Consider the following 25822-nt stretch of genomic DNA (forward strand, 5'->3'; position numbering starts at 1 on the left):
CGCACAATGCATAAGGTCAAAGAGATTGTAAGCATAATTAAAGGATTACTAGGTAAGCTTAGTCAAAAGATTAAGCCTTGCCTACCTTATATATATAAGGTGGGAAACTTACTCAAGAAGATCTCCCCAACTAGATATCTTAGCATTCTTGATTGGTACATCATTAAGAAGTTCATTGGAACTTATATCTATGCCATCCTTTTGATTATCTCCATCGCTATTGTATTCGACTTTAATGAGAATCTCTCAAAGTTCACGCAATACCACGCACCATGGCGAGCCATCATCTTTGATTACTATGCCAACTTCATACCTTATTATTCCAACCTCTTCTCACCACTATTTGTATTCATTGCTGTTATATTCTTCACATCTAAGTTAGCTGGAAACTCGGAGATTATAGCAATGTTAGCAGCAGGCGTGTCTATAAAGAGGTTAATGCGTCCGTACATGCTCTCGTGCGTAGTCATTGCAGGCTTAACATTCTATCTCAATAGCTTTGTCATCCCCCATGGCACTGTTATCAGACAAAACTTTGAAACGTTATATCGTAATTCGAAGAAGAATACATCTGCGGAGAACGTCCAACTGTTTGTAGCTAAGAACACCACTGCTTATATCCAGAATTACGACGACCAATACAAACGTGGTTATGGCTTTTCGCTTGTTAAAATCAAAAACAAGAAGATTGTAAGTCACTTAACCGCAATGGAGATTCAATATGATACGATTGCTGACTCAAAGTATCATTGGAAGTTAAGTAACTGGAAAATCAGAACGCTCAAAGGACTAAAGGAACACATTCAGAGTGGAGCAACAAAGGACACAGTTCTACTCATGGAGCCTACTGACCTTGTATATTCAAAAGGACAACAAGAAACGTTCACATCACCAGAGCTTCTTGATTATATTTCTAAGCAGATAAGCCGTGGCTCTGGGAATGTAGTGCAATATGAGGTGGAGTTCCATAAACGTATAGCCATGTCGTTCTCCTCTTTCATATTGACGATTATTGGCTTGGCTCTTTCTTCCCGCAAGCGAAAAGGTGGAATGGGACTCTCATTAGGTATAGGTCTTGCATTGAGCTTCAGCTATATCATGTTGCAAACGGTCTCTGCTACTTTCGCCATCCAAGACAATACACCACCAATACTCGCGGCATGGATACCGAACATTATCTTTGCTATTATAGCATACTTCTGTTATAGACATGCACCAAGTTAATAAGGAGAGTTAGAAGAAAAAGTAAGAACTACCCTCTGTTACAAAGAGGATAAATTGTAAATTATGTATTTTGAAGATTTAGATTTAAACGATAATGTACTCGACGCACTCTATGACATGCGTTTTGATAAATGTACGCCCGTACAAGAGAAGTGCATTCCAGAGATATTAAAAGGTCACGACGTATTAGGCGTTGCACAAACAGGAACTGGTAAGACTGCGGCTTATCTTTTACCTGTATTATCAAAATTAGCCGATGGAGGCTACCCAGAGTCTGCCATAAATTGTGTGATCATGTCACCAACACGCGAACTTGCACAGCAGATTGACCAAGCAATGCAAGGTTTTGCTTATTATCTGAATGGCGTTTCCTGCGTTGCCGTCTATGGTGGCAATGATGGCAATCGCTATGACCAGGAACTTAAGAGCTTATCGCTCGGAGCCGATGTTGTCATAGCTACTCCTGGTCGTTTCATCTCTCACCTTTCATTAGGCAATGTTGATTTGTCAAAGGTTAGCTTCTTCATTCTTGACGAGGCTGACCGCATGCTTGATATGGGTTTCTCTGATGACATTATGACCATTGCCAAGAAGCTCCCTAGAACTTGTCAAACGATTATGTTCTCGGCTACAATGCCTAAGAAGATTGAGGAACTCGCAAAGACTCTGCTAAAGAATCCAGTAGAAATCAAGTTAGCTGTCAGCAAACCTGCTGAAAAGATACATCAGATGGCATACGTGTGTTACGAAACACAGAAGATGGGGATACTCAAGGATGTCTTCAAAGGTGGAAACATGAAGCGTGTCATTATTTTCTCTGGATCGAAACAAAAGGTTAAGCGGATTGCAGGTGCGCTTAGCCGTAAGCATATCAACTGCGGTGAGATGCACTCCGACCTTGATCAAGAGCAGCGTAACGACATAATGTTCAAGTTCAAGAGCGGACAAGTTGACGTTTTAGTGGCAACTGATATTGTCTCACGTGGTATTGATATTGATGACATCACAATGGTTATTAATTATGATGTGCCACACGATGTAGAAGACTATGTACACCGCATTGGTCGTACAGCACGTGCTGATCATGATGGAACTGCTATCACACTTGTGAATGCAGATGACATCTACTTCTTTCAGCAGATTGAGTCATTCTTAGGTAAGGAGATTGAGAAGGTTCAACTACCTGACGGATTGGGCGAAGCACCAGAGTATAAGAACAACGGGAAGCCTAAGAGGGGAGCTAACGCAAAGAGCATTCGCAGGAAGAATAGGGACTATCAAAGTCACAAGGATAAGAAACAGGGCAATAACAAGCAACGTTCAAGACGCCCCGAGCCTCAAAATCAGCAGAACAATAAGAGCGTAGACGCAAAGGACAATAACAAACGTCAGAACAAGAACAAACAAACTGACAAGCAGACGAAACCTAACAATAACAGACGGAACGACAAGGCAGCTACCAACAATAAGGATGCTAGTCAGAAGGCGAACGCTCAACAAAATAGAAAGCCTAACAACAAAAAGAAGAAGAATAACAATCGTCAGCGTAACACGAACGAGAAGGGTGCTAGAAGAAGTACAAAGTACGATATTCGTGAAGAGCTACCAACAAATTCTAAGAGTGACTCTGGATTGAAAGCTTTGATAAAGAAGCCACTCAAGTGGCTCCGTAATCTTGGTAAGAGATAACATCCGAGGCGGAATCATGTGTATGTTTTAAATACTCAAAGGCGGGCAAACAAGGATGTTTGCCCGCCTTTCCTCTCCTCATATAAACGAGACTTCTACCCTATTCGGAGATACCATAGATCTAATCTAAAAAATAAAACATCCGCAACCTTTCATAAAGAATAAGCAGAAAAGAAGAAATACATACGTATTGCGTATTATTTTTCCTGCTTATTCTTTTATTTCTTCCAGTACTCCGTATTATTTTTGCACGTATTAAATTGTATTATCTAAGTTTGATAATTAATTATCTAAGTCTGATAATTATTTATCTAAGCGTGATAATTAATTATCAGACTTAGATAATACAAAAAGATACGTATTCCGTAAATGCGCGATGCGTATCAAAACAATACGCGACTAGTAGGAAAATAATGCAGAAACAGTATAAACGAGTGTAGAAGTATATACGCAAAAGTTGCTGATCAATATAATTTTGCTTATTGAGAGCTGTTATCCTTGTTCCACCTCTCTAAGAATCGGCGTATTGCAGCCTTACTTTTCAACGTGTTTGTATGTGCAGAATAAAGATCACCATAATACACCTCACGATAAAAGGGTCCCCAATGTTCTTCTATTCTCACATTATCAGAATTAGTTGTAAAGAAGCCATATAGTTCTGTGACTCGATACTTATCGTCTTCATAAGTTACATGAGTAGTTTCGCTATCTGACATCAGAAGCCATGAGAAGAAGATTTGTATAACAAATAGAACAGGCACCATTACCCATAACAAACTATGCAAACAACCTATAAGTACATCATGATTCTGCTCCCACCGACACCTAACAAAACGAATAAGAAAAAAAAGTACTAACCAGGGAAACGTAAACTGAGCAAACTTTGTAATAACAGGATAGAATGACCATGGCGATAACCAAACAACAATCAACCATAGAAGTTCGATACACAATAGGTAGCACAACCATTTAATTATCTTCTTTCTATACATACGCCTGTACTCATAATAAACTAAAATAATACACTAATACAAACGTACTTCTCCTTATTATATTATTCTTAAAGCCGTAAAACATCACATTTAGCAGAAGTATATAATAGTAAAATCAAGATAGAGCAAGGTTGCTTATTCTCGTTTAATTTATTACTTTTGCAAGTGAATATAAAACAAAGAGTATGAAACTAACAACAATCGCACTTACCATTATGTTAGGACTCAGTTCTACCGCTATGGCACAAAAAGGAGACATTACAATTAAACTCGTTGAAACATCTGATGTACACGGTTCGTTCTTTCCTTACGACTTTATCACACGTAAGCCAAAGAGCGGTTCCATGGCAAGAGTAAATACTTTCGTTGAAGACTTACGTAAGAAGAATGGTAAAGAAAATGTTTATCTATTGGATAACGGAGATATCTTGCAAGGGCAACCTATCTCTTATTATTACAACTACGTAGCTCCTGAGAAAACGAATATTGCAGCGAGTGTGCTCAACTATATGGGATATGATGCCGCCACTGTAGGTAACCATGATATTGAGACAGGGCATAGTGTCTATGACAAGTGGTTTAAAGAACTGCGCTTCCCTATTCTTGGTGCAAATATCATCAATACTAGAACTAACAAACCTTACATTCTTCCTTACACGGTCATCAAAAAGAAGAACGGGCTGAAAGTATGTGTTATCGGTATGCTGACACCTGCAATACCCAACTGGTTAAAGGAAACAATATGGAGTGGACTTCGTTTCGATGAGATGGTTTCATGTGCTAAACGTACCATGGAGGAGGTGAAAAAGAAAGAGAATCCTGATGTTATAGTTGGTTTGTTCCATTCTGGTTGGAATGGAGGTATCAAGACGCCCCAATATGATGAGGATGCATCTCAAAAGGTGGCACAGGAGGTTCCTGGCTTTGATGTTGTCTTCTTCGGACACGATCACACGCCTCATAATTCAACCGAACGAAACATCATAGGCAAGGAGGTCATCTGCCTTGACCCTGCTAACAATGCGCAACGCGTAGCAATGGCGACATTAACATTGACTCCTAAGAACGTCAAAGGTAAGAAACAATACACATTGACGAAGGCGAAAGGTGAACTCGTGGATGTGAGGGACTTGAAAGCCGATGATGCTTTCATTAAGCATTTCCAACCAGAGATAGATGCTGTAAAACAATGGAGTGAACAAGTGATTGGTAATTTTGAAAATACAATCTACACGAAGGACTGCTTCTTCGGTAATTCTGCTTTCAACGATCTGATTCTCGATTTGGAACTAAAGATTACAAAGGCTGATATTGCCTTTAACGCTCCTCTACAATTTAACTCTGTTATCAAGGCTGGTTCTGTAACAGTGGGCGATATGTTCAATCTTTATAAATACGAAAACCAGCTCTGTGTGATAAAGATGACTGGCGAAGAGATTCGTAAGCACCTTGAGATGAGTTACGACTTATGGGTAAACACGATGAAGAGTCCTGATGATCACCTGTTGTTACTCTCTAACACGCAGAATGATGCACAACGTTTAGGCTTCAAGAACTTCTCATTTAACTTCGATTCAGCCGCTGGTATCGATTATACGGTTGATGTTACTAAGCCTAACGGCGAGAAAGTACATATCTTACGTATGAGCAACGGGCAACCCTTCGATGAGCATAAATGGTACACCGTGGCTGTTAATAGTTATCGTGCAAATGGCGGTGGGGAACTACTCACAAAGGGAGCAGGAATACCACATGATTCACTTCAAAGTAGGATTATCTGGGAGAGTCCGAAAGATCAACGCCATTACCTCATGGAGGAGATTAAAAAGGCTGGTACTATGAATCCGCAAGCACATCATAATTGGAAGTTCATACCAGAAGAGTGGACTGTCCCAGCAGCTGCACGTGACCGTAAGCTCTTGTTTGGAGAATAAGTTAGAAGGAAGCACAAACTTCATAAACATCTGATTATAACTATCATAAAGATGAAATATTACTGGTTTATCTTTTGTAAGATCGACCTTCTGTTAGAGAAGGTCGGTAATAACTATACGATTCCACTTTCAGAAGAACCACCTATCACTTTACGTCCTTGGACCCATGTGATGAATATTGGTCCAACGGAGGATGGTACAGAGGTGAAGGCTTTCATGATTGATAGTCCTGTAACTGATAATCCCAATTACGAGATGTGCGGACTTAGACCTTCCTTTTATCTCCTTTCAACTGAATTGTACTTGAAGGCTGGCAAATGTCATGAATTGCTTTACTGGGATCAGAACACAAAATTCTGCGGTGTGTGTGGAGCACCCATGAAAATGCACACAGACATATCGAAACGTTGCACGAATTGTGCGAAAGAAGTATGGCCACAATTAGCGACAGCTATTATCGTCCTTGTTCATAAAGATGATGAAGTGTTGTTAGTTCATGCACGCAATTTCAAATCCGACTTCTTTGGATTAGTAGCAGGTTTCGTTGAAACAGGAGAAACACTAGAAGAAGCAGTGCACCGTGAAGTAGCTGAGGAAACAGGTATCAAGATAAAGAACCTACGATACTTCGGTTCCCAACCCTGGCCTTATCCTTGTGGGCTAATGGTGGGCTTCAATGCAGATTATGATGGAGGCGATTTACAGTTACAGCAAAGCGAAATATCAAAAGGAGCATGGTTCACAAAAGAGAATCTGCCCAATATTCCAGAACGTTTGTCAATCGCACGCATGATTCTTGATGATTGGATAAATCAAACTTCAATATAAACTAAAGAGTATTTAAACCTTAAAACAATGATGACTTTCTTAGAAAAAGCCCTTGGCTTTAACCCCAAGTCAATGAAGCTCCGTACTGAACTTATTGCTGGAGCTACAACCTTCTTAACGATGAGCTATATCTTGGCCGTCAATCCAGCTATCCTTACATCCACAGGAATGGATAAAGGAGCATTATTCACTGGTACAGCCTTAGCAGCTGCTATTGCCACCTTATTATTGGCTTTCATGGCTAAACTACCATTTGCACAAGCCCCTTCCATGGGTCTTAATGCTTTCTTTGCTTACACGCTTTGCCAAACTATGGGTTATTCTTGGCAACACTCTTTAGCTATTATGCTTATTGAGGGAATTGTCTTCATCCTCATTACTTTCTTTAATGTACGTGAGATGATTCTCGATTCTATACCGAACAATTTACGATACGCCATATCAGCGGGTATCGGTATGTTCATTGCCTTTATAGGACTCAAGAATGCAGAGATTATCGTTGCGAAAGACGCTACCTTTGTTGGTCTCGGTGCCTTCACTCCTAGTTGTATTCTTGGTATAATTGCCATCTTATTGAGTGGCGTGTTAATGGCTAAGAATGTCAAAGGTTCGCTCTTCTGGAGTATTATTATTACAACCGTCATCGGTATTCCTTTAGGAGTAACGGTTATTCCTAGTAGTTGGATGCCTTTCTCTGCACCACAAGATATTAGCCCGATATTCTGTAAGTTCGACTTTAGTGGTCTTTTGAACCTCAAGACAGTATTGGTTGTCTTTTCATTGTTATTGGTAAATATCTTTGATACGATTGGAACTCTTATGGGCTTAGCAGATAAGACGGGTATTGTGGAACCAAATGGTAATATTCCACGCGTAAAAGAAGCGATGATGAGTGACGCCATTGGAACAACCTGCGGTGCAATGTTAGGTAGCTCAACGCTTACAACTTACGTTGAGAGTGCAAGCGGCATTGCCGAAGGCGGTCGTTCTGGTGTAACTGCATTCTTTGTAGGTATTCTGTTCCTTGTATCACTCTTCCTCTCCCCTATCTTCATGCTTATTCCAAGTGCTGCAACAAGTGGAGCCTTGGTTATGGTAGGTGTATTGATGATTGATTCTGTAAAGAAGATTAACTTGAATGATATTACAGAGTCATTCCCAGCCTTCATCACAATGATAACCATGGTGCTCTGCTACTCTATCGCTGATGGTATCTGTCTAGGTATTTTGTCATTTGTGTTTATGAAGGCATGTACAGCGAAATGGAAAGATCTTAACTTGACCCTCTGTATATTGGCTGTTCTCTTTGTCTTGAACTTTATCATCAGTTAAAGATATTCATAACATTGCTTCGCCCTGTAAGTATCGGTTCTCACGGACTACTTACAGGGCGAACTTTATACAAACAATTAGCCCTGAATAGTCCTCACACTAAATTTATACCCAACACAACAACTATAATCCCGTTTTTCAGAACTAATTAGTAAAAAAGGATGAAGAAAGTTTGCAGAGTTCAAATTAAATCATTACTTTTGCAACCGCTTACAAGAAGTAAGGGCGTTTAGCTCAGTTGGTTTAGAGCATCTGCCTTACAAGCAGAGGGTCGGCGGTTCGAATCCGTCAACGCCCACTATCAAAGGGTAGTTTCCAGAGTGGCCAAATGGGGCAGACTGTAAATCTGCTGCTTCTAGCTTCGGTGGTTCGAATCCATCACTACCCACAGAAGACTTGCAATCCAATCGATTGCAAGTCTTTTGTTTTATATACCATTTAACGCATAACTAACTTTCATTATCCTAATTAAAAGAATCCTTCTTCTTCGTTATGAATATTTTTAGTAACTTTGTAAGTGTAGAACATCATAAAACATATATTTTATAATATGAAGATAAAAGAAACACCAGTTCTATTGCTTACCGGTTACCTAGGAAGCGGTAAAACGACATTGGTAAACAGAATCCTTGCCAATGAGAAAGGTATTAAATTTGCAGTTATTGTTAATGATATAGGTGAGGTGAATATCGATGCGAACCTTATCGAAGCAGGCGGTGTAGTAGATCAAAACGACGATTCACTCGTAGCTCTTCAGAATGGTTGTATCTGCTGTACACTGAAAATGGATCTGGTAAAGCAGTTAAACGATATTGTATCACAAAATAAGTTTGACTACATTGTCATTGAAGCTAGCGGTATTTGTGAACCAGCTCCTATTGCGCAAACCATTTGTGCATATCCACAAATGTATCCCGACTTAGCAAAGAACGGAAAGGCTGTACTCGATTCTATCGTAACCGTAGTTGATGCGCGTCGTATGTGTGATGAGTTTTCAGCAGGCAATGACTTGTTAAAGAAAGACCTCAAAGAAGATGACATTGAAAACCTACTGATTCAACAGATTGAATTCTGTAGCATTATCTTACTTAATAAGGTAGATGATGTTAATGCAGAAGAGTTAGGATTGGTAAAAAGTATTATTCGCTCGCTCCAACCAAAGGCAGAGATTATTGAATGTAACTATGGAGATGTTGATCTTAATAAGATCATTAATACAAAAGCATTCAACTTTGATGAAGTAGCAACATCAGCCGCTTGGATTGCTGAGATTGAGGGACATCATGACGAGCATGAGGAAGAAGAAGATCATCATGGTCATCACCACCATCACCACCATCATGGACTAGAAAACGAAGAGAGTGGAGAGGCATTAGAATATAATATTCAGACATTTGTGTACTATGCGCGCAAGCCTTTTGATATTAACTTCTTCGATGATTTCGTAGCACGTAAGTGGCCCGCACAAATCATTCGTTGTAAAGGATTATGCTATTTCAAGAATGAAAAAGATATATGTTACGTTTTCGAACAGGCAGGAAAACAAGTTAGCTTACGTAATGCTGGACAATGGTATGCTACAATGCCCGCATTCGAATTAAGGAGTTTCCTTGAAAAGAACCCTAAAATAAACAAAGATTGGGAAGAACCTTATGGAGATCGTATGCAGAAACTTGTATTTATTGGTCAGGATTTAGACAAAGATGCAATTACAAAAGCACTTGATCAATGCCTAACTGATTTCTAAAACAAGCACACAGATATCTAAAACAAGAGGATATGTCAATCGAGGCATATCCTCTTTTTGTATGCTTTCTCATACTGTTTTAATCGAATAATCTTTTACAAAATAAAATCTAATTCTAGCGTTAAAAATGGAAATAAATTACGAAAAATAAGAAGTAAATAGTGGTTTTGGATAAAACGATAGTACTTTTTCACTGAAATGATAGTACTTTTTGAGTGGAAAGATAGGTGTTTTTTACTGAAAAGATAGCCATTTTCACGAAAAAAGTATCATAAATTCAATTGATAAAACACCATATAATTTTCAAATCACTATATATCAAATAGTTATGAACCTTAACTAATATACTCCATAGTTTTGAGTATTTGAACCAAAGGTACAGTCTCTTCAAAAAAACGCAAAAACATCCCCCTAAAATAACAATATTCTATTACAAAACAACTTATATCAATTACAAGTATTCATCCCAAAAGTTCAATAACAAAACAGGGATGAATGTGCCTGTTTATAATGCACTAAAAAAAGGGAAGATACCATAAAGGCATCTTCCCTTCCCTGATAATATTTCTAAAAATTACATCATTCCACCCATGCCTGGAGCTGCTGGCATTGCAGGAGTTTCCTCTGCCTTGTCAACAATGAGGCATTCGGTTGTCAAGAACATTCCAGCGATTGAAGCTGCATTCTCCAACGCTACACGAGAAACCTTAGCAGGATCGATAACACCTGCAGCACGCAAATCCTCGTAAACATCCTTGCGAGCATTGTAACCATAGTCACCCTTGCCCTGACGAACATTGTCAACTACAACGGCACCTTCGCCACCTGCATTCGCAATGATCTGACGCAAAGGCTCCTCAATAGCACGGCAAACAATGTTAATACCAGTCTGCTCGTCCTGATTCTCGCCCTTGAGATCCTTCAATGCCTCTTGAGCTCGGATGTAAGTGGTACCGCCACCAACAACAACGCCCTCTTCCATTGCGGCACGAGTAGCACAAAGAGCATCGTCAACGCGATCCTTCTTCTCCTTCATCTCTACCTCAGAGTTAGCACCAACATAGAGAACAGCTACGCCACCAGCCATCTTTGCCAGACGTTCCTGCAACTTTTCCTTGTCATAAGAACTTGTTGAAGCAGCAATCTCATTCTTGATTTGTGCCACACGCTCCTTGATTGCGTCCTTATCGCCAGCACCATCAACGATGGTTGTATTGTCCTTTGATACATTAACCTTCTTAGCTGTACCCAACATCTCGAGTGTAGCCTTATCCAATGATAGACCCTTCTCCTCGCTAATAACAACGCCACCAGTCAATGTAGCTATATCTTCTAGCATTGCCTTACGACGATCGCCGAAGCCAGGAGCCTTCACTGCACAAATCTTCAAGCCTGCACGTAGGCGGTTTACAACCAATGTTGTCAATGCTTCAGAATCAACATCCTCTGCAATAACCAACAATGGACGACCACTCTCAGCAGCTGGCTGGAGAATTGGCAAGAAATCCTTCACATTTGAAATCTTCTTGTCATAGAGAAGGATGTATGGATTCTCCATTACACACTCCATCTTATCAGTGTCGGTAACGAAGTAACCTGATAAATAACCACGATCAAATTGCATACCCTCTACTACGCCAATGCTTGTCTCACGGGTCTTACTCTCCTCAATCGTGATAACTCCATCCTTAGAAACCTTACGCATTGCATCAGCCAACAGCTTACCAATCTCAGGATCATTATTAGCACTAACAGTTGCAACCTGCTCAATCTTGTCATAGTTATCGCCGACAACCTCAGCTGATTCCTTGATATGCTCAACAACCTTTGCTACAGCCTTGTCAATACCACGCTTGAGATCCATAGGATTAGCACCAGCTGCAACATTCTTCAAGCCTTCTGTTACGATAGCCTGTGTTAGGATTGTGGCTGTTGTGGTACCATCACCAGCATCATCACCAGTCTTACTAGCTACACTCTTTACTAATTGTGCACCAGCATTCTCGAAGTTGTCTTCAAGTTCTACCTCCTTAGCAACGGTTACACCATCCTTTGTTATCTGTGGAGCACCGAACTTCTTACCGATAACAACATTACGACCTTTAGGACCTAGCGTTACCTTTACTGCATTTGCTAACTGATCAACACCACTCTTCAAGAGTTCACGTGCATCTGTATTGAATTTTATCTCTTTTGCCATTTTACTTTTACTTTGATTTTATATCTTTTTATATCCTTCTCTCCCCTCCTTTCGGAGGGGCAGGGGGAGGCTTTTTATTCTACTACAGCGAGAACATCGCTCTGACGCATCATCAGATACTTCTCACCTTCATTCTCTAATTCCGTACCAGCGTACTTCCCATAGAGAACCTCATCACCAACTTTGAGAATCATCTCCTCATCCTTTTTGCCATTACCAACTGCTACAACCTTACCACGCTGTGGTTTCTCTTTAGCTGTATCAGGGATAATAATACCACCAACTTTCTCCTCTGCCTGTGCAGGAAGAATCAATACTCTGTCTGATAAAGGTTTAATTGTCATAATCACTTTATATTTTTAGATTTCAATCTTTTGTTTATCTACTAAACTAGTAGTTCCGCTTTGCTTTATACGAAAACCATGCCAAAGAAACATACATATAAACATCCAAAACAATATCTGACATCCTGTCAGCATACACATACGACATTAAGGATTTATAAAAGAACCCTCATCAATTTCTATTGAGCCATAACATAAATGTAGTATCTTTGCAACAAAAACAAATTTATACAAATATGACAGAAAGCATAAGCCCAACAGTGAAAATGATTATTGACAAACTCCAAGCGTTATCAAATGCTGAAAAGAGAGAAGTATTCCCACGCTTCTTCAAAGCAGGGAAAGGGGAATACGGTGAGGGCGATCTCTTTTTAGGCGTCACAGTTCCCAACATCCGCACTGTTGCCAAACAACACAAAGATATATCCTTGGACGTAATACGAGAACTAATGCTGTCAAAATGGCATGAGGTAAGACTCTGCGCACTGCTAGTCATGGTAGAGAAAAGTAAGAAAAAGGACGAAACACTTCGCAAACAGCTCTTTGACCTCTACCTCGCCATGACCGAAAGAATTAATAATTGGGACTTAGTTGACCTCTCCTGCCGTTTTATCGTTGGCGAATACCTACTTGACAAATCGCACGAACGCCTCTATCAATTAGCACAAAGCCAACTTCTATGGGACAACCGAATCGCCATCGTTTCCACCTATGCCTTTATCCGCAAGGGGCAACTGGAGGACACATACGCACTAAGCGACCTAATGATGCACCATCCACACGACCTCATGCACAAGGCGATTGGCTGGATGCTTCGTGAAGCTGGCAAACGGAATCCCGAGCGACTCTATGCGTATATCATGGAACGTCGCGCGGATATGCCACGCACCATGTTACGTTATGCCATCGAGAAATTTAGTCCGAAAGAACGTGCTATACTTATGAAGCGAGTGTAAGTTCCCATAGACGGAAATGTTTCAAAAACTTTTCTGAATCCTCTATAAGAAATAAGGTTTACTTCTTCCTGAAGCAAACCTTATACAAATTTGTTATATACTGGTTAGGACTTATTCCACCACAAAGTTATGCAAATCAACAAACTTACCACGCTGGCGGCGTTCCTCTATCATACGAGCTAACTTTGCTTTGCGATGTGGGGTTATCCATTTACGTGCAAAGATATTTGGAATAGCAACACCTAAAGCAATACAGAATAGAACTAACGAACCATTGATTGCATTAAACACTGCAAAGGTTACCTCGCCTACTACACCTTGCATCTCCAAGAAACCATACAGGGCACGATACATCAATACACCTGGTACGATTGGGATTACAGCTGGAATCGTAATACATTGATGTGGTGTATGCAATATGTGTACAGCCTTTATATTGATAATAGAAATAAGCGCAGAACCACAAAGCGAACCAACGATTAAACCCATACCTAATCCTATATTACCCGTTGCAGGGCCAAGATTGATAAAGTTACGAGAGCATACACAAATAATACCGCCAATGGCTATCCAAGGCATTAAGCGATAAGGAATATTGTAGATAGTGGCAAACCCCATAGCAGAAATAGCCGCAGCTATAGCATACTCTACGAAACTATGATGTGGTGTCATAGATAAGTCTTTCACAAAGTTGTCTATACTTCCACATTTGATTGCCATTGCAATACCAAATGCCATAGCAACTACTATGAGAAGTGTATTCATTGCTCGCACCAAACCTGTGTTGATATGGTTGTCCAATAAATCATTCACAGCATTGATCAGCGGTACTCCTGGTACGATATACAATGCACAAGCCAAGAGTGGATGCCAAGGAGTGGACGAATAGAGTATTGGACGGAGAAATTCTGGTAAAGCAGATTGTACACCAGGAGTAGATAAATAAGATGATAGCCAAGCGATAAGTGTACTAACAAAAGCTGCTAAAGCGAAGTTCGCATAAAGGTTAGAACCAGAATGATTGAGGAACATTCGTAATCTATTACCCAATATAGCGGCAATAGAAGCATAGAAGAATGCCGTCCAATCACAACCGAACTGAATACAGAACCCACCACAAGCAAAACCTGCTCCGATAGCAATCATCCAATCAGTATAATAATGTCTACCATTGGCTATCTTGTCTAATTCCTCCTGATATTTATCAAGTGTGTAATCCTCCTGGATTGCTCGCCATGAGAGTTTTGAGACTTCCTGAATGGCAAGCATATTAATGACGTGTTTGTCACAACGTTGCATTTTTGAGAAACTATGGGTTTCATCGCTAACATTCACCTGAAGAATGTAATAACCGATGTCCATGTGTAGATTCTCCTTAGGAAGCCCCAAATAAGCCGCCGTACGCTCCATATTGCGCTTTACACGACTTGTATCTGCAGAACTCTCCATTAATATTTGCCCTGTCCTTAGGAGTAGATCCAACTTTCTACGAAGGATCGTTTTGGATGATACCATCTGATTTTCGTCCATAAAAAACAATCTTTTAGCTTTTAAAAACGGCTACAAAGTTACTATTTATAATCCATATAGGGAAATTACCATGCTATAAATCGGACATCAACCTAACTTTTCTTACCCTTGTTTTATCGTACGATAAGACTCTTCTCCCAAAAGGTTGACCTTTTTCCCAGAAAAGGTTGACGTTTTCTGCCAAAAAGGTTAACCTTTTCCACCAAAAAGGTCTACCCTTTTCGACTGAAAGGTTAACCCTCTTCAGAAAGAAGGTAAAGGGTTAGGACTATGAAAGAACTTAAACTAAGAAAATAACACGTTTCTTCTTGACTACAATGTTATTAAGAAATCTTGAATTATTTGGCTGTTACATCTATTATATATATCTTTGCAAATGGTAAACCACAATTAGATACCTTTATGAAACAATTTTTCAAGTACGTATTTGCTTCGTTTGTAGGAACACTCCTTTTCAGTATTATTATGGGGTGTTTTGCTTTTATCACGATTATTGGTATGATAGCCTCAACGCAAACGACAAACGAAATAAAAGATAACTCTGTTCTTGTTTTAAATCTGTCAGGTCAACTCACTGAGAGAAGTGAAGATAATAACATAATCAGTCAGCTGCAAGGAAAGATAGGAACTATCGGATTAGACAATCTCCTATCAGCGATTGATAAGGCAAAGAATAATAAGAACATTAAGGGAATTTACATAGAGGCCGGTGCTTTCACAGCAGACTCCTATGCTTCTTTACAAGCTGTACGTAATGCATTGGTAGACTTCAAAAAGTCTGGCAAATGGATTATCACTTATGCTGATATCTACACACAAGGAACATATTACCTGTCTTCTTCTGCTAACAAAGTATATTTGAATCCACAAGGTCAGATTGATTGGCACGGTTTATCGTCTCAGCCTGTCTTCGTAAAGGATTTATTAAAGAAATTCGGAGTAAAGATGCAAGTGATGAAGGTTGGAACTTATAAGAGTGCGACTGAAATGTTTACGGGCGATAAGATGAGTGATGCCAATCGTGAGCAAACTTCTGCTTACTTGAATAGTATATGGGGGAATATAACAAAGGATGTGAGTGCTACTCGTAATATATCCGTATCTTCTCTTAATGCTTATGCTGATAGTATGATTACATTTGCAGCACCTACAGATTATCTCAAATATAAACTTGTTGATGGTTTGCTTTATACTGACCAAGTAAAGGCTGTTGTAAAGAAACAGCTAGGTCTTGATAAGGACGATGACATTAACCAAGTCTCAATTGACGATATGCAAGGTGTAGAGGATGAGGGAAATGATAATAGTGATAATCAAATAGCCGTTTATTACGCATACGGAGACATTGTTGATGGTGCTGCAGGAGGTCTATTTGCACAAGGTCATACGATTGATGCACAAGTTGTATGTAAGGATTTAGAAAAACTTACTAACGATAAAGATGTAAAGGCTGTAGTCCTTCGTATCAACTCTGGTGGTGGATCTGCTTATGCATCAGAACAGATTTGGCATCAGATAATGGAATTAAAGAAACAAAAGCCTGTCGTTATAAGTATGGGAGGAATGGCTGCATCAGGTGCATACTATATCTCAGCTCCATCCAATTGGATTGTGGCAGAACCAACAACACTTACAGGTTCTATAGGAATCTTCGGAATGTTCCCCGACTTTAGTGGTTTATTAACAGAGAAACTTGGTATTAAGTTTGATGAAGTAAAAACCAATAAGTTCTCAGGCTTCGGTACTCAGTCTCGTCCTTTCTCTGAAGAAGAAATGGCATACTTAAACCAGTATATCAACCGTGGTTATAAGCTCTTCCGCCATCGTGTAGCAGAAGGTCGTAAGAAGACTGATAATCAAATAGAAAAGATTGCGCAAGGTCATGTTTATTCTGGGCAAGATGCAATGAAGATTGGTCTTGTTGACCAACTAGGAGGATTAGATGTAGCCATTACGAAGGCGGCTCAATTAGCTAAGTTATCGAACCATAGCATAGCCTCTTATCCTGTACCAAAGAGTATGTTTGAACAGATAATACAGGAATCAATACCTAACAATTATCTTGATGAACAATTACGTACAAACTTAGGAGATCTTTATGAGCCATTCACACTATTGAAGACGCTCAATCACCAGAGTGCTATTCAAGCTCGTTTACCTTATTATCCTAACATCCACTAATAGTCTATGGAAGGTGACCATATTAAAATAAACAAATGGCTATTGCCTTTCAGTTGGCTGTATGGGCTTATTGTGGGCATACGTAACGAGTTATTTGATTTAAATATACTCAAAACAAGGAGCTTCGATATACCTGTTATATCTGTTGGTAATATTACAGTTGGAGGATCTGGCAAGACGCCTCATGTCGAGTATCTTATCCGACTCCTTCAAGATAAAGTAAAAGTAGCAGTTCTTTCACGTGGATATAAACGTAAAAGCCATGGATACGTGTTAGCCAATGCTGACACACCAATGAGAGAGATTGGGGATGAACCATATCAAATGAAAACAAAGTTCTCTAATATCCATGTAGCTGTAGATAAGAAAAGATGTGAAGGAATTGATAACATAACTTCCGATCCTAAAACCAATGATACAGATGTTATTCTACTGGATGATGCTTTCCAACACCGATATGTAAAACCAGGTATCAACATTCTTTTAGTGGATTATCATCGTCTCATTATCTATGACAAATTACTACCAGCAGGTAGACTCCGTGAGCCATTATCTGGGAAACATCGGGCAGACATCGTTATCATTACAAAATGCCCCAAGAGTCTTAATCCAATAGACTATCGAGTGCTCAGCAAAGCTATGGAGCTCTACCCTTTCCAGCAACTCTATTTCACAACTCTTGATTATTGTGATTTAGAGCCTATATTTAAGGAAGAAGAAAATATACCTTTAACAGAGATCAGAGGTAAGAATATTCTATTGCTCGCTGGTATTGCGACTCCTAAGCATTTGGAATTAGATTTAAATACATATACAGGAAATAATGCTCTAACTATCTTATCTTATCCTGACCATCATTCTTTCACAACGAAGGACATCAATAAAATTAATGAGACCTTTGCACAAATGGAAGAACCCAAATTAATAATAACAACAGAGAAAGATAAAGCAAGACTTATTGATATAGAAGGACTATCCGAGGAAGTAAAAGACAATATATATACACTCCCTATCAAGGTTAGATTCATGCTTGATAAAGAAGAGACATTTAATGAAAAAATAATTTCTTATGTACGAAAAAATTCAAGAAACAGCATCCTGGCTAAGAGAGAGGATGACAACAAATCCAAAAACAGCCATCATTCTGGGCACCGGCCTAGGACAATTAGCTTCAGAGGTAACTGATAGCTATGAATTCTCTTACAAAGAGATACCAAACTTCCCCATATCTACAGTAGAGGGGCATGCTGGTAAACTGATTTTTGGTAAGCTTGGTGACAAGGACATCATGGCTATGGAAGGACGTTTCCATTTCTATGAGGGATACGATATGAAACAAGTAACATTCCCTATTCGTGTTATGTACGAGTTAGGAATCGAGCGTTTATTTGTATCTAATGCTTCAGGCGGTATGAATCCAGAGTTTAAGATTGGTGACTTAATGATTATCACTGATCACATTAACTTCTTCCCAGAGCACCCTTTACGCGGAAAGAACTTCCCAACTGGACCTCGTTTTCCTGATATGCATGAAGCATACGATCACAAGCTCATACAAATGGCTGACGAGATAGCTAAAGAGAAGAACATCCGTATAGTACATGGTGTTTACATGGGTGTACAAGGTCCAACCTTTGAAACACCTGCAGAGTATCGCATGTATCATAAGATGGGAGCTGATGCTGTTGGTATGAGTACTGTTCCTGAGGTTATTGTTGCACGTCACAGCGGTATTAAGGTCTTTGGTATTAGTGTAATTACAGACTTAGGTGGCTTTGATGTTCCCGTTGAAGTTAGTCATGAGGAAGTACAAGAAGCAGCTAACATGGCACAACCACACATGACAGAGATTATGCGCGAGATGATTAAGCGTTCATAATAATAGATACATAAAATTGCCTGGACGTTCTTTATCATATATATAATAAGGTGTAGATAAAGAACGTCCAACATTTATCACTAAGTTTTTTGATAATAAATGGAAATTAAAGATCTCGGTAAGTTCGGTCTTATAGAAAGACTGACAAAGAACATTGTCCCACAAAACGCCTCCACTCAACAGGGCATAGGAGATGATGCTGCCGTACTGAACTACTCCAATAAAGAGGTTCTTGTAACATCAAAGATGTTTATGGAGGGTGTTCAGTTCGACCTTACATATATCGATATGGAGCATTTGGCTTACAAGGTAGCTATGGCAACGATGAGCAATATATTTGCGATGAATGGTCAGCCACGTCAACTCATCGTTTCATTAGGCTTAGGTAAACGATTCAAGGTTGAGGATGTCGAATTGTTCTATGCTGGTTTAAATAAGGCATGTGCTAAATGGAATGTCGATATTATTGGTGGGGATACCAAATCATCTTATACCGGTTTTGCCATCAATCTTACCTGCATTGGAGAAGCCTCCAAAGAAGATATTATCTATCGTTCCGGTGCAAATGAGACAGACCTCATCTGTGTAACAGGCGATCTGGGTTCCGCCTATATGGGCTTACAAATCCTTGAAAGGGAAAAGTCTGTCTACTATCAACAAGTTGAAGAATATAATAATAAGGTAAGGGAGGCACAACGGAACAATGACCAGGCTCGATTGAAAGCCTTACAGAAAGAACGTGCTGCAATTGATGATTTCCAACCCGACTTTGCAGGAAAAGAATACCTCATCGACCGACAGTTGAAACCAGAAGCACGTGGGGATGTCTTGCAACAACTACGTCAAGCAGGAATCCACCCCACTTCAATGATTGATGTTTCTGATGGTTTAGCTAGCGAACTCAAGCATATTTGTCAACAAAGCCACTGTGGGTGTAGGATCTATGAGAAGAATATTCCTATTGACTATCAAACAGCAGTAACCTGTGAAGAGTTCAATATGAATCTCACAACTGCGGCCTTAAATGGAGGAGAGGATTACGAACTACTTTTCACTGTTCCAATCGGCGACCATGAGAAGATTGATAAGTTAGAGAATATCAAACAGATAGGTTATATTACAAAGGAAAGTTTAGGAAACTATATCATCACACGTGATGGTAATGAGTTCGAATTACAGGCGCAAGGCTGGTCAGTAAAGGAAAATTAAGTTATCTGTTAAAGGATTCAAATTGTAAGGAATTCCTTTAGAAAGGTTTGGAGGAATAAAATAAAAGCACTACCTTTGCATCGCAATTCAGAAATAGCAACAATAAGAGCTAAAGTATGAGAAACAAAGACATGATGGTGCCATAGCTCAGTTGGTAGAGCAAAGGACTGAAAATCCTTGTGTCCCCGGTTCGATTCCTGGTGGTACCACTCCTCCTTTCATCAGGGCGGTTCTCGTAAGAGGCCGCTCTTTTTGTTATACGATCCTCCCAAACAGGAGAACATCAAAGATTTACAAAATACTTGAAGACAACACGAGGTTCTTAGAAGAGGATTTCTCTTCTTATTGCTTCTATAAGTTTAGTCAAGTTTGATTGATTCCTATCGTAGCCCTAATGTAAATTTCACTTTATTTGCTGTTATAACTATCACTTATTAAAGCACTCGCATAGACAAATAATTACAAGTACGATAAGAATATAACTTAGTCGTCATTTATACTCTAATTTAATCATCAGTTGAACTTATACTTAAACGTCAATCATACTTATACTTAGACTACAATCATACTTTAAGTTAGAGTACGATGTTATACACGCTTGTATAATTGATTATACACGTTTGTATAATTGGTTATACACGCCTGTATAATTAGTTATACACGTCTGTATAATAGACTATACAAACGTGTATAAAGTTATTCATTAAGTATGACAGTGTTCGTTCATTAAGTATATGACCGATGCTCTTCTACTTGTTCATGGTTCGAGTTCTATACTATTATCTCTATATTCCTCAAACATAAGTTTGTCACATCGCAGTACAATTAAAGGGAAGAGACCGAGATTGTAAGGAATAGCAAAACAAAATTAAATATGTTTCGATACAAAAAATGATAGGTACAGATGAATGTTTTCGTACCTATCATTAAATTTAAGTAAGCCTTTGATTTCTACTTAGATGCTGTCTTTGCTTTCTTTGTAACAGTCTTTTTAGTTGAAGCCTTCTTAGCAGGAGCTTTCTTTGCAAGCTCTGCCCTCAACTCTTCTTCCTGTGCTTCTAGCTTCTCAACCTTAGCTTGAAGATGAGAGATTTCCTTCGTCTTAATCTCAATCTCCTCACCTTGATTGCGTATAGTAGTGAGCAAACCATTCAGTTCCTCATTATCAATCTCGGCTGGATAAAGGCTATTGACACGACTGATGAAGTCGCCAAGAATATTCATATAATTGGTAAAGGCATCAAAAGGACTCGTATATATTCCTCGATTCATACCAACACGCGAAGGTTTGGTTGACATAAATCGGAAGTTATCACTAGCCTGCAGATAGTCCCAGTCCTGATTGATACGTGGGTCGTTGGCAATTCGTACACGATCGGCAATACCATAAAGTTTGTTGAAAGCTTCACGCTGCATTGCATTACCTAACCACGTGCTAACATCACGCTCCTCATCCATCCAACTTAACGTATCTGGTACAGAGAGACTATCCACGCTCTTTAGTTTTATGCAAATCTCTGTCGGGGTAGAGAATGTTATGCCACGTTGTTTCGCACACGCAGGCAATGCCTTGAGGAATTCTAAGATATTACTTGATAATGGTTGTTCTATTCCCAAAGCAGAAAGATTCATAAAGATACCAATAACCTGTTCCTCTTTGGGTAGTGCCGCAATCTCATCCATATAAGTATCAGCAAACAAAGGATAGCCTTCCCAGTCTGAATTGTTGAAGCGAAGGGATATATCATCGCTCAACTTTATGTCACGTAATAACAGTTTAAGGTTAGGATCCAATGCACAATTATATACATAATGTGGACTCTTCCAGCCTAATACGTGCTTTGCGCCTTCGGTCAACATAGCTTTAAAGCCCATTTGCGAAGCAAGTAAACCGATCTCATCACTATAGATAAGGGATGAGTTGCGGAGAACCTTTGGCGTCTGACCGAAATACTCTTTGATCTTCTTTGCCTGACGCTTTACCTCCGCCTTAAAACTATCCTCATTAGCCAGAGAAGCAAGACCATGTGAATAAGGTTCTGCCAAGAACTCTACACAACCCGTATTATTTAGCTCCTGCAACTTCTCAAGAACTTGTGGGGCGTGCATTTCAACTTCCTCTATTCCTACACCCGATAATGAGAAAGCCACTTTAAAAGCTTTTCCATGTTCATGAATCATCTGTAACATTGCCTCCAATGCAGGCATATAACTCTTTTCAGCTATCTCTGTTACCGAACGTTCATTCTCAAAACTATCATAATAATAATGGTCAGTTCCAATATCAAAGAAGCGATAACGCTTTAAGTGAATGACCTGATGTATCTCGAAATATAAACAAATTGTCTTCATTGCTAATTATTTTGGTTTTTAAAAGATTATGGTTTTTAACGTTACATTTATTGCCAACCTAATGTGCGGAGATAGAGCTCACGAATCCATGCACCAACTTTCTCCCACGTAATCTGGTCGACTTCTCGTTTGCCCTCTTCTGATAAATAATCGAAGAGACTCTCGTTATGGCAAATAGAATATATGGCATCTGACAGTGCATTAATATCCCAATAATCTACCTTTATACAATTATCAAGAATCTCCGCGCATCCACTTTGCTTTGATATAATCGTTGGTGTTCCGCACTGCATAGCCTCTAAGGGAGAGATTCCAAAGGGTTCGCTGACTGATGGCATAACGTAAACATCCGAAGCCTTTAAGCACTCATAGACTTGTTTACCACGCATAAAGCCAGGGAAATGAAACCGATCCGCAATACCACGTTCAGCTGCTAGAGTTATCATTTGTTCCATCATATCTCCCGAGCCTGCCATACAGAAACGGACATTGCGCGTGCGATGGAGAACCATATTAGCAGCTTCAACAAAATATTCTGGTCCTTTCTGCATCGTTATTCGACCGAGGAAAGTAACAACCTTCTCCTTACCTTTATGGTCTGGGCGTGGTATGTCTGCAATCTCCTTATCCAATGGATAAACAGCATTGTGTACTGTAAATACCTTTCGGGAATCTTGATGATACTGATGTATAACTGTCTGGCGTGTCAATTCAGATACACACATGATACAATCCGCATTATCCATACCATCTTTCTCTATACCATACACGATAGGATTTACTTTACCACGCGAACGGTCGAAGTCAGTTGCGTGTACGTGAATACACAAGGGCTTACCACTAACACGTTTCGCATGTATACCAGCAGGATAAGTCAACCAATCATGTGCATGAATAATATCGAAATCGTATGTACGTGCAACAACACCTGCTATAATCGAATAATTATTAATCTCCTCGTGCAAATTTGAAGGATAACCACCAGCAAAGTCCATTGCGCCAAGCTCGTTAACATGCATATAATTGAAGTCGGCATAGATATGCTCACGCAACTTGAAATAAAGTTCTGGGGACATTACATTGCCTAAGCGATTCTTCACATAATCATAACTAAGCTCACGATAAGCAATAGGCACGTGATTCATTGCTACAATATCAGCATAATTCCGGTCTTCATCACCGAAAGGATGAGGCAAACAAAGGATTGTCTCAATATCACCTTGTGCATGGAGTCCCTCAGAAATACCGAAGTTCGCAGTTGCAAGACCACCATATACGTGGGGAGGATACTCCCATCCAAACATTAAAACTTTCATACTTGTTCTGCCTTTTAATATTTATACTTCTCTAGCAACTCTAATGTACGCAGGACTTCGGCCACATTCATAGCAAAAGAGATTGCCCCACGACCACTGAATGGAGGATTGCCATCGAATAGCTCTGGTAATGTGCTAAGACAATGATTAAACATTTCATCCTCATAGCCAACCAACTGGCGTTCCACAAAACTTAATCGGGTTTGCTTATAGAGTTTTAAACAAGCCTCCAAATAGAAGCCTTCCAACCAAGGCCAAGCTGTTCCCTGATGATATGCCTGATCACGTTGTGCTTGTGGTCCAGTATACATTGGATTATAACCTCCGCTTTTGGGAGAAAGTGAGCGAAGTCCCTTAGGCGTTAGTAACTCACGTGTACAAACATCCAATACTCCTCGTTTTTGCTTTTGATCAAGTGGCGAATAATCAAGGGCTACGGCGAAAACCATATTAGGGCGAACGCTCCAATCAATCATCTTACCATCAACAAAGTCGTAAAGATAACCATATTCATTTAAGAAGGTATCAATGAAGGAGGCTTTACACTTATCTGCTAATACTTCCAGCTTATCGGCATATTCTTCATTACCTGATTCCCGCTCTATTGTTGCTACAAAGCGTAACGCATTATACCAAAGGGCATTGAACTCAACAATATATCCAGAACGGGGAACAACAGGCTGACCATTATTCATAGAGTTCATCCATGTAATAGCCTCTCCTTTAGCGTCTGCATAGAGCAAACCGTTCTCATCTAGAATAAGATTAGGATGTTTGTCTGTGGCAAGATAGTCTATAATGTCATGCAAGAAAGTTCCATAAAGTTCTTTACAACGGGCTTTACCAGCCTTCTTTGCATATTGTTGTATTGCCCAAACACACCAAAGAGGGACATCTGGTTTATCCATCTCATAGATATCTACACTAACAGGTTTGTCATTCATAAACTCGCGTAAACCTTTCTCTGCAGTCTGCATAACAAGTTCAAAGTAGTCCTGTTCTTCTATACTCAATGTTAATCCTGGCAATGAAATAAATTGATCACGAGCACGGCACTTAAACCAAGGATAACCTGCAAGGATATAGCGTTCATCATTCTTTGTACGATTATGGAATTGATGAGCTGCATTGACAAGACAATGGAAGAAATTGTCTCGCGGACTTCTTGACTCAACTTCTTTATCAAATAAATCTTGTAAAGTTGACGTGTCACATTCTGCTGTTGACGCCGCAAAAACGATACTTTCCCCTTTACTAATGTTCATCTCAAAGTAGCCTGGAACATATAAATCTTCATTAGAATCATAACCCCGTTCCTGCTCTTTTGGATATTCTAAACCACGATACCAATAAGGTTCAAAATGGAACTCATTATGCTTCGAGAATTGCATAAAAAGTATTGGATAACCAGTGTACATGCAAGTACTAATACCATTGTCTACTGGTTGATAAGAACGATTTACAGCCGAATTCTCATGTGTAAACTGTCTAACACTACGAAAAGCAAGAAATGGACGAAATTGTAAAGTAGTTTGAGAATGAGCTTCTAATAATGTATAACGAATTAAGATGCGATCCTCATAGTGCTGGAAAACAACTTCTTTCTTTAATAATACACCGCCCACTCGATAAATAGTGGTAGGCACTATGTCACAGTCGAACTCACGGATATACTTATGTCCTTGTGGACTAAAGCTCCCACCTTGATACTTATGTAATCCTAGGTTAAATGCTGCACCATGCTGAATGACCGTTGGATCAAGCGAACTCAGTAATACATGGTTCTCATCATCCAGCTCTGGAACTGGTACAACAAGTAAGCCATGATACTTACGTGTATTACAGTCAACGATTGTCGAACAAGAATAAGCCCCAGATCGATTGGTGCGTAATAACTCTCTAGGAAGCGAATCTTGCAGGTTACTCATTAGCCCCTTTTCTAATTTTAAGTAGCTCATGTCTTTTAAGGTTTTATGTATATTGTTTGGTTTCTTCTAATTAAATAGTAGTCTTCAACGACTACCCTATACGGAGTCCAAAGATACACTTTTTTTTTGAAATGGCACTAGATAGAGCTTATTATTTTCCACATGAGGGTGTAAAAGTAAG

Annotated in this window: 18 protein-coding genes and 3 tRNA genes; 14 read left to right on the top strand and 7 right to left on the bottom strand. The window is 39.5% G+C overall.

The window, feature by feature from the left end:
* Positions 1–6 precede the first annotated feature (6 nt).
* Positions 7–1224, top strand: coding sequence for an LptF/LptG family permease (locus D464_RS0101980; protein ID WP_018909910.1), 1218 nt, complete (start codon positions 7–9; stop codon positions 1222–1224).
* A 63-nt stretch (positions 1225–1287) separates the two neighbouring features.
* A complete protein-coding gene (locus tag D464_RS0101985; protein WP_018909911.1) occupies positions 1288–2913 on the top strand; it encodes a DEAD/DEAH box helicase in 1626 nt (541 codons plus the stop codon).
* A 479-nt stretch (positions 2914–3392) separates the two neighbouring features.
* Here the strand turns inward: D464_RS0101985 and D464_RS0101990 are convergent, their stop codons facing one another.
* Positions 3393–3905 (bottom strand): hypothetical protein, encoded by a 513-nt coding sequence (locus D464_RS0101990; RefSeq protein WP_024985706.1) that lies wholly within the window; start codon positions 3903–3905, stop codon positions 3393–3395.
* Positions 3906–4090: 185 nt separating this feature from the next.
* Here D464_RS0101990 and D464_RS0101995 point away from each other — a divergent pair, with 185 nt between their 5' ends.
* From D464_RS0101995 to D464_RS0102020, 6 genes are all read left to right on the top strand, one after another.
* Positions 4091–5839 (top strand): bifunctional metallophosphatase/5'-nucleotidase, encoded by a 1749-nt coding sequence (locus tag D464_RS0101995; RefSeq protein WP_018909913.1) that lies wholly within the window; start codon positions 4091–4093, stop codon positions 5837–5839.
* A 51-nt stretch (positions 5840–5890) separates the two neighbouring features.
* A complete protein-coding gene (gene nudC, locus D464_RS0102000) occupies positions 5891–6667 on the top strand; it encodes an NAD(+) diphosphatase (RefSeq protein WP_018909914.1) in 777 nt (258 codons plus the stop codon).
* Between the two features lie 30 nt (positions 6668–6697).
* Positions 6698–7999, top strand: coding sequence for an NCS2 family permease (locus D464_RS0102005; protein ID WP_024985705.1), 1302 nt, complete (start codon positions 6698–6700; stop codon positions 7997–7999).
* Positions 8000–8222: 223 nt separating this feature from the next.
* Positions 8223–8297 (top strand) — tRNA-Val (locus D464_RS0102010).
* A gap of 8 nt (positions 8298–8305) precedes the next feature.
* Positions 8306–8387, top strand: a tRNA-Tyr gene (locus D464_RS0102015).
* Positions 8388–8549: 162 nt separating this feature from the next.
* Positions 8550–9746: a CobW family GTP-binding protein gene (locus D464_RS0102020; RefSeq protein ID WP_018909916.1), complete on the top strand. Its 1197-nt coding sequence runs from the start codon at positions 8550–8552 to the stop codon at positions 9744–9746.
* A gap of 574 nt (positions 9747–10320) precedes the next feature.
* Here the strand turns inward: D464_RS0102020 and groL are convergent.
* Positions 10321–11946, bottom strand: coding sequence for a chaperonin GroEL (groL, locus tag D464_RS0102025; RefSeq protein ID WP_004383327.1), 1626 nt, complete (start codon positions 11944–11946; stop codon positions 10321–10323).
* A 74-nt stretch (positions 11947–12020) separates the two neighbouring features.
* Complete coding sequence (locus D464_RS0102030; protein ID WP_018909917.1) at positions 12021–12290, bottom strand: co-chaperone GroES; 270 nt, start codon at positions 12288–12290, stop codon at positions 12021–12023.
* Positions 12291–12526: 236 nt separating this feature from the next.
* Here D464_RS0102030 and D464_RS0102035 point away from each other — a divergent pair, with 236 nt between their 5' ends.
* Positions 12527–13246, top strand: coding sequence for a DNA alkylation repair protein (locus D464_RS0102035; RefSeq protein WP_018909918.1), 720 nt, complete (start codon positions 12527–12529; stop codon positions 13244–13246).
* 111 nt (positions 13247–13357) lie between these two features.
* Here the strand turns inward: D464_RS0102035 and D464_RS0102040 are convergent, their stop codons facing one another.
* On the bottom strand, positions 13358–14776 hold the full coding sequence (locus tag D464_RS0102040; protein ID WP_018909919.1) for a threonine/serine exporter family protein: 1419 nt from the start codon (positions 14774–14776) through the stop codon (positions 13358–13360).
* A 402-nt stretch (positions 14777–15178) separates the two neighbouring features.
* Here D464_RS0102040 and sppA point away from each other — a divergent pair, with 402 nt between their 5' ends.
* From sppA to D464_RS0102065, 5 genes are all read left to right on the top strand, one after another.
* Complete coding sequence (gene sppA / locus D464_RS0102045) at positions 15179–16957, top strand: signal peptide peptidase SppA (protein ID WP_018909920.1); 1779 nt, start codon at positions 15179–15181, stop codon at positions 16955–16957.
* A 6-nt stretch (positions 16958–16963) separates the two neighbouring features.
* On the top strand, positions 16964–18142 hold the full coding sequence (lpxK, locus tag D464_RS0102050; RefSeq protein ID WP_018909921.1) for a tetraacyldisaccharide 4'-kinase: 1179 nt from the start codon (positions 16964–16966) through the stop codon (positions 18140–18142).
* On the top strand, positions 18027–18836 hold the full coding sequence (locus tag D464_RS0102055; protein WP_081618070.1) for a purine-nucleoside phosphorylase: 810 nt from the start codon (positions 18027–18029) through the stop codon (positions 18834–18836). The genes lpxK and D464_RS0102055 overlap by 116 nt, the downstream gene beginning before the upstream one ends.
* 99 nt (positions 18837–18935) lie before the next feature.
* Complete coding sequence (locus tag D464_RS0102060; protein ID WP_018909923.1) at positions 18936–20045, top strand: thiamine-phosphate kinase; 1110 nt, start codon at positions 18936–18938, stop codon at positions 20043–20045.
* 136 nt (positions 20046–20181) lie between these two features.
* Positions 20182–20254 (top strand) — tRNA-Phe (locus tag D464_RS0102065).
* 742 nt (positions 20255–20996) lie between these two features.
* Here the strand turns inward: D464_RS0102065 and D464_RS0102070 are convergent.
* From D464_RS0102070 to D464_RS0102080, 3 genes are read right to left on the bottom strand one after another with little or no spacing between them, the layout of a single operon-like run.
* Positions 20997–22397, bottom strand: a complete 1401-nt coding sequence (locus tag D464_RS0102070) for a glycoside hydrolase family 57 protein (RefSeq protein WP_018909924.1) — start codon at positions 22395–22397, stop codon at positions 20997–20999.
* Positions 22398–22444: 47 nt separating this feature from the next.
* The gene (locus D464_RS0102075) at positions 22445–23713 is read right to left on the bottom strand and encodes a glycosyltransferase family 4 protein (RefSeq protein ID WP_018909925.1); all 1269 of its coding nucleotides are present in this window, start codon (positions 23711–23713) and stop codon (positions 22445–22447) included.
* Between the two features lie 14 nt (positions 23714–23727).
* On the bottom strand, positions 23728–25671 hold the full coding sequence (locus D464_RS0102080; RefSeq protein WP_018909926.1) for a glycogen debranching enzyme N-terminal domain-containing protein: 1944 nt from the start codon (positions 25669–25671) through the stop codon (positions 23728–23730).
* Positions 25672–25822 lie beyond the last annotated feature (151 nt).

Origin of the sequence: Prevotella veroralis DSM 19559 = JCM 6290 (genome assembly GCF_000377625.1) — a bacterium.
In the GTDB taxonomy this organism is placed as follows: domain Bacteria; phylum Bacteroidota; class Bacteroidia; order Bacteroidales; family Bacteroidaceae; genus Prevotella; species Prevotella veroralis.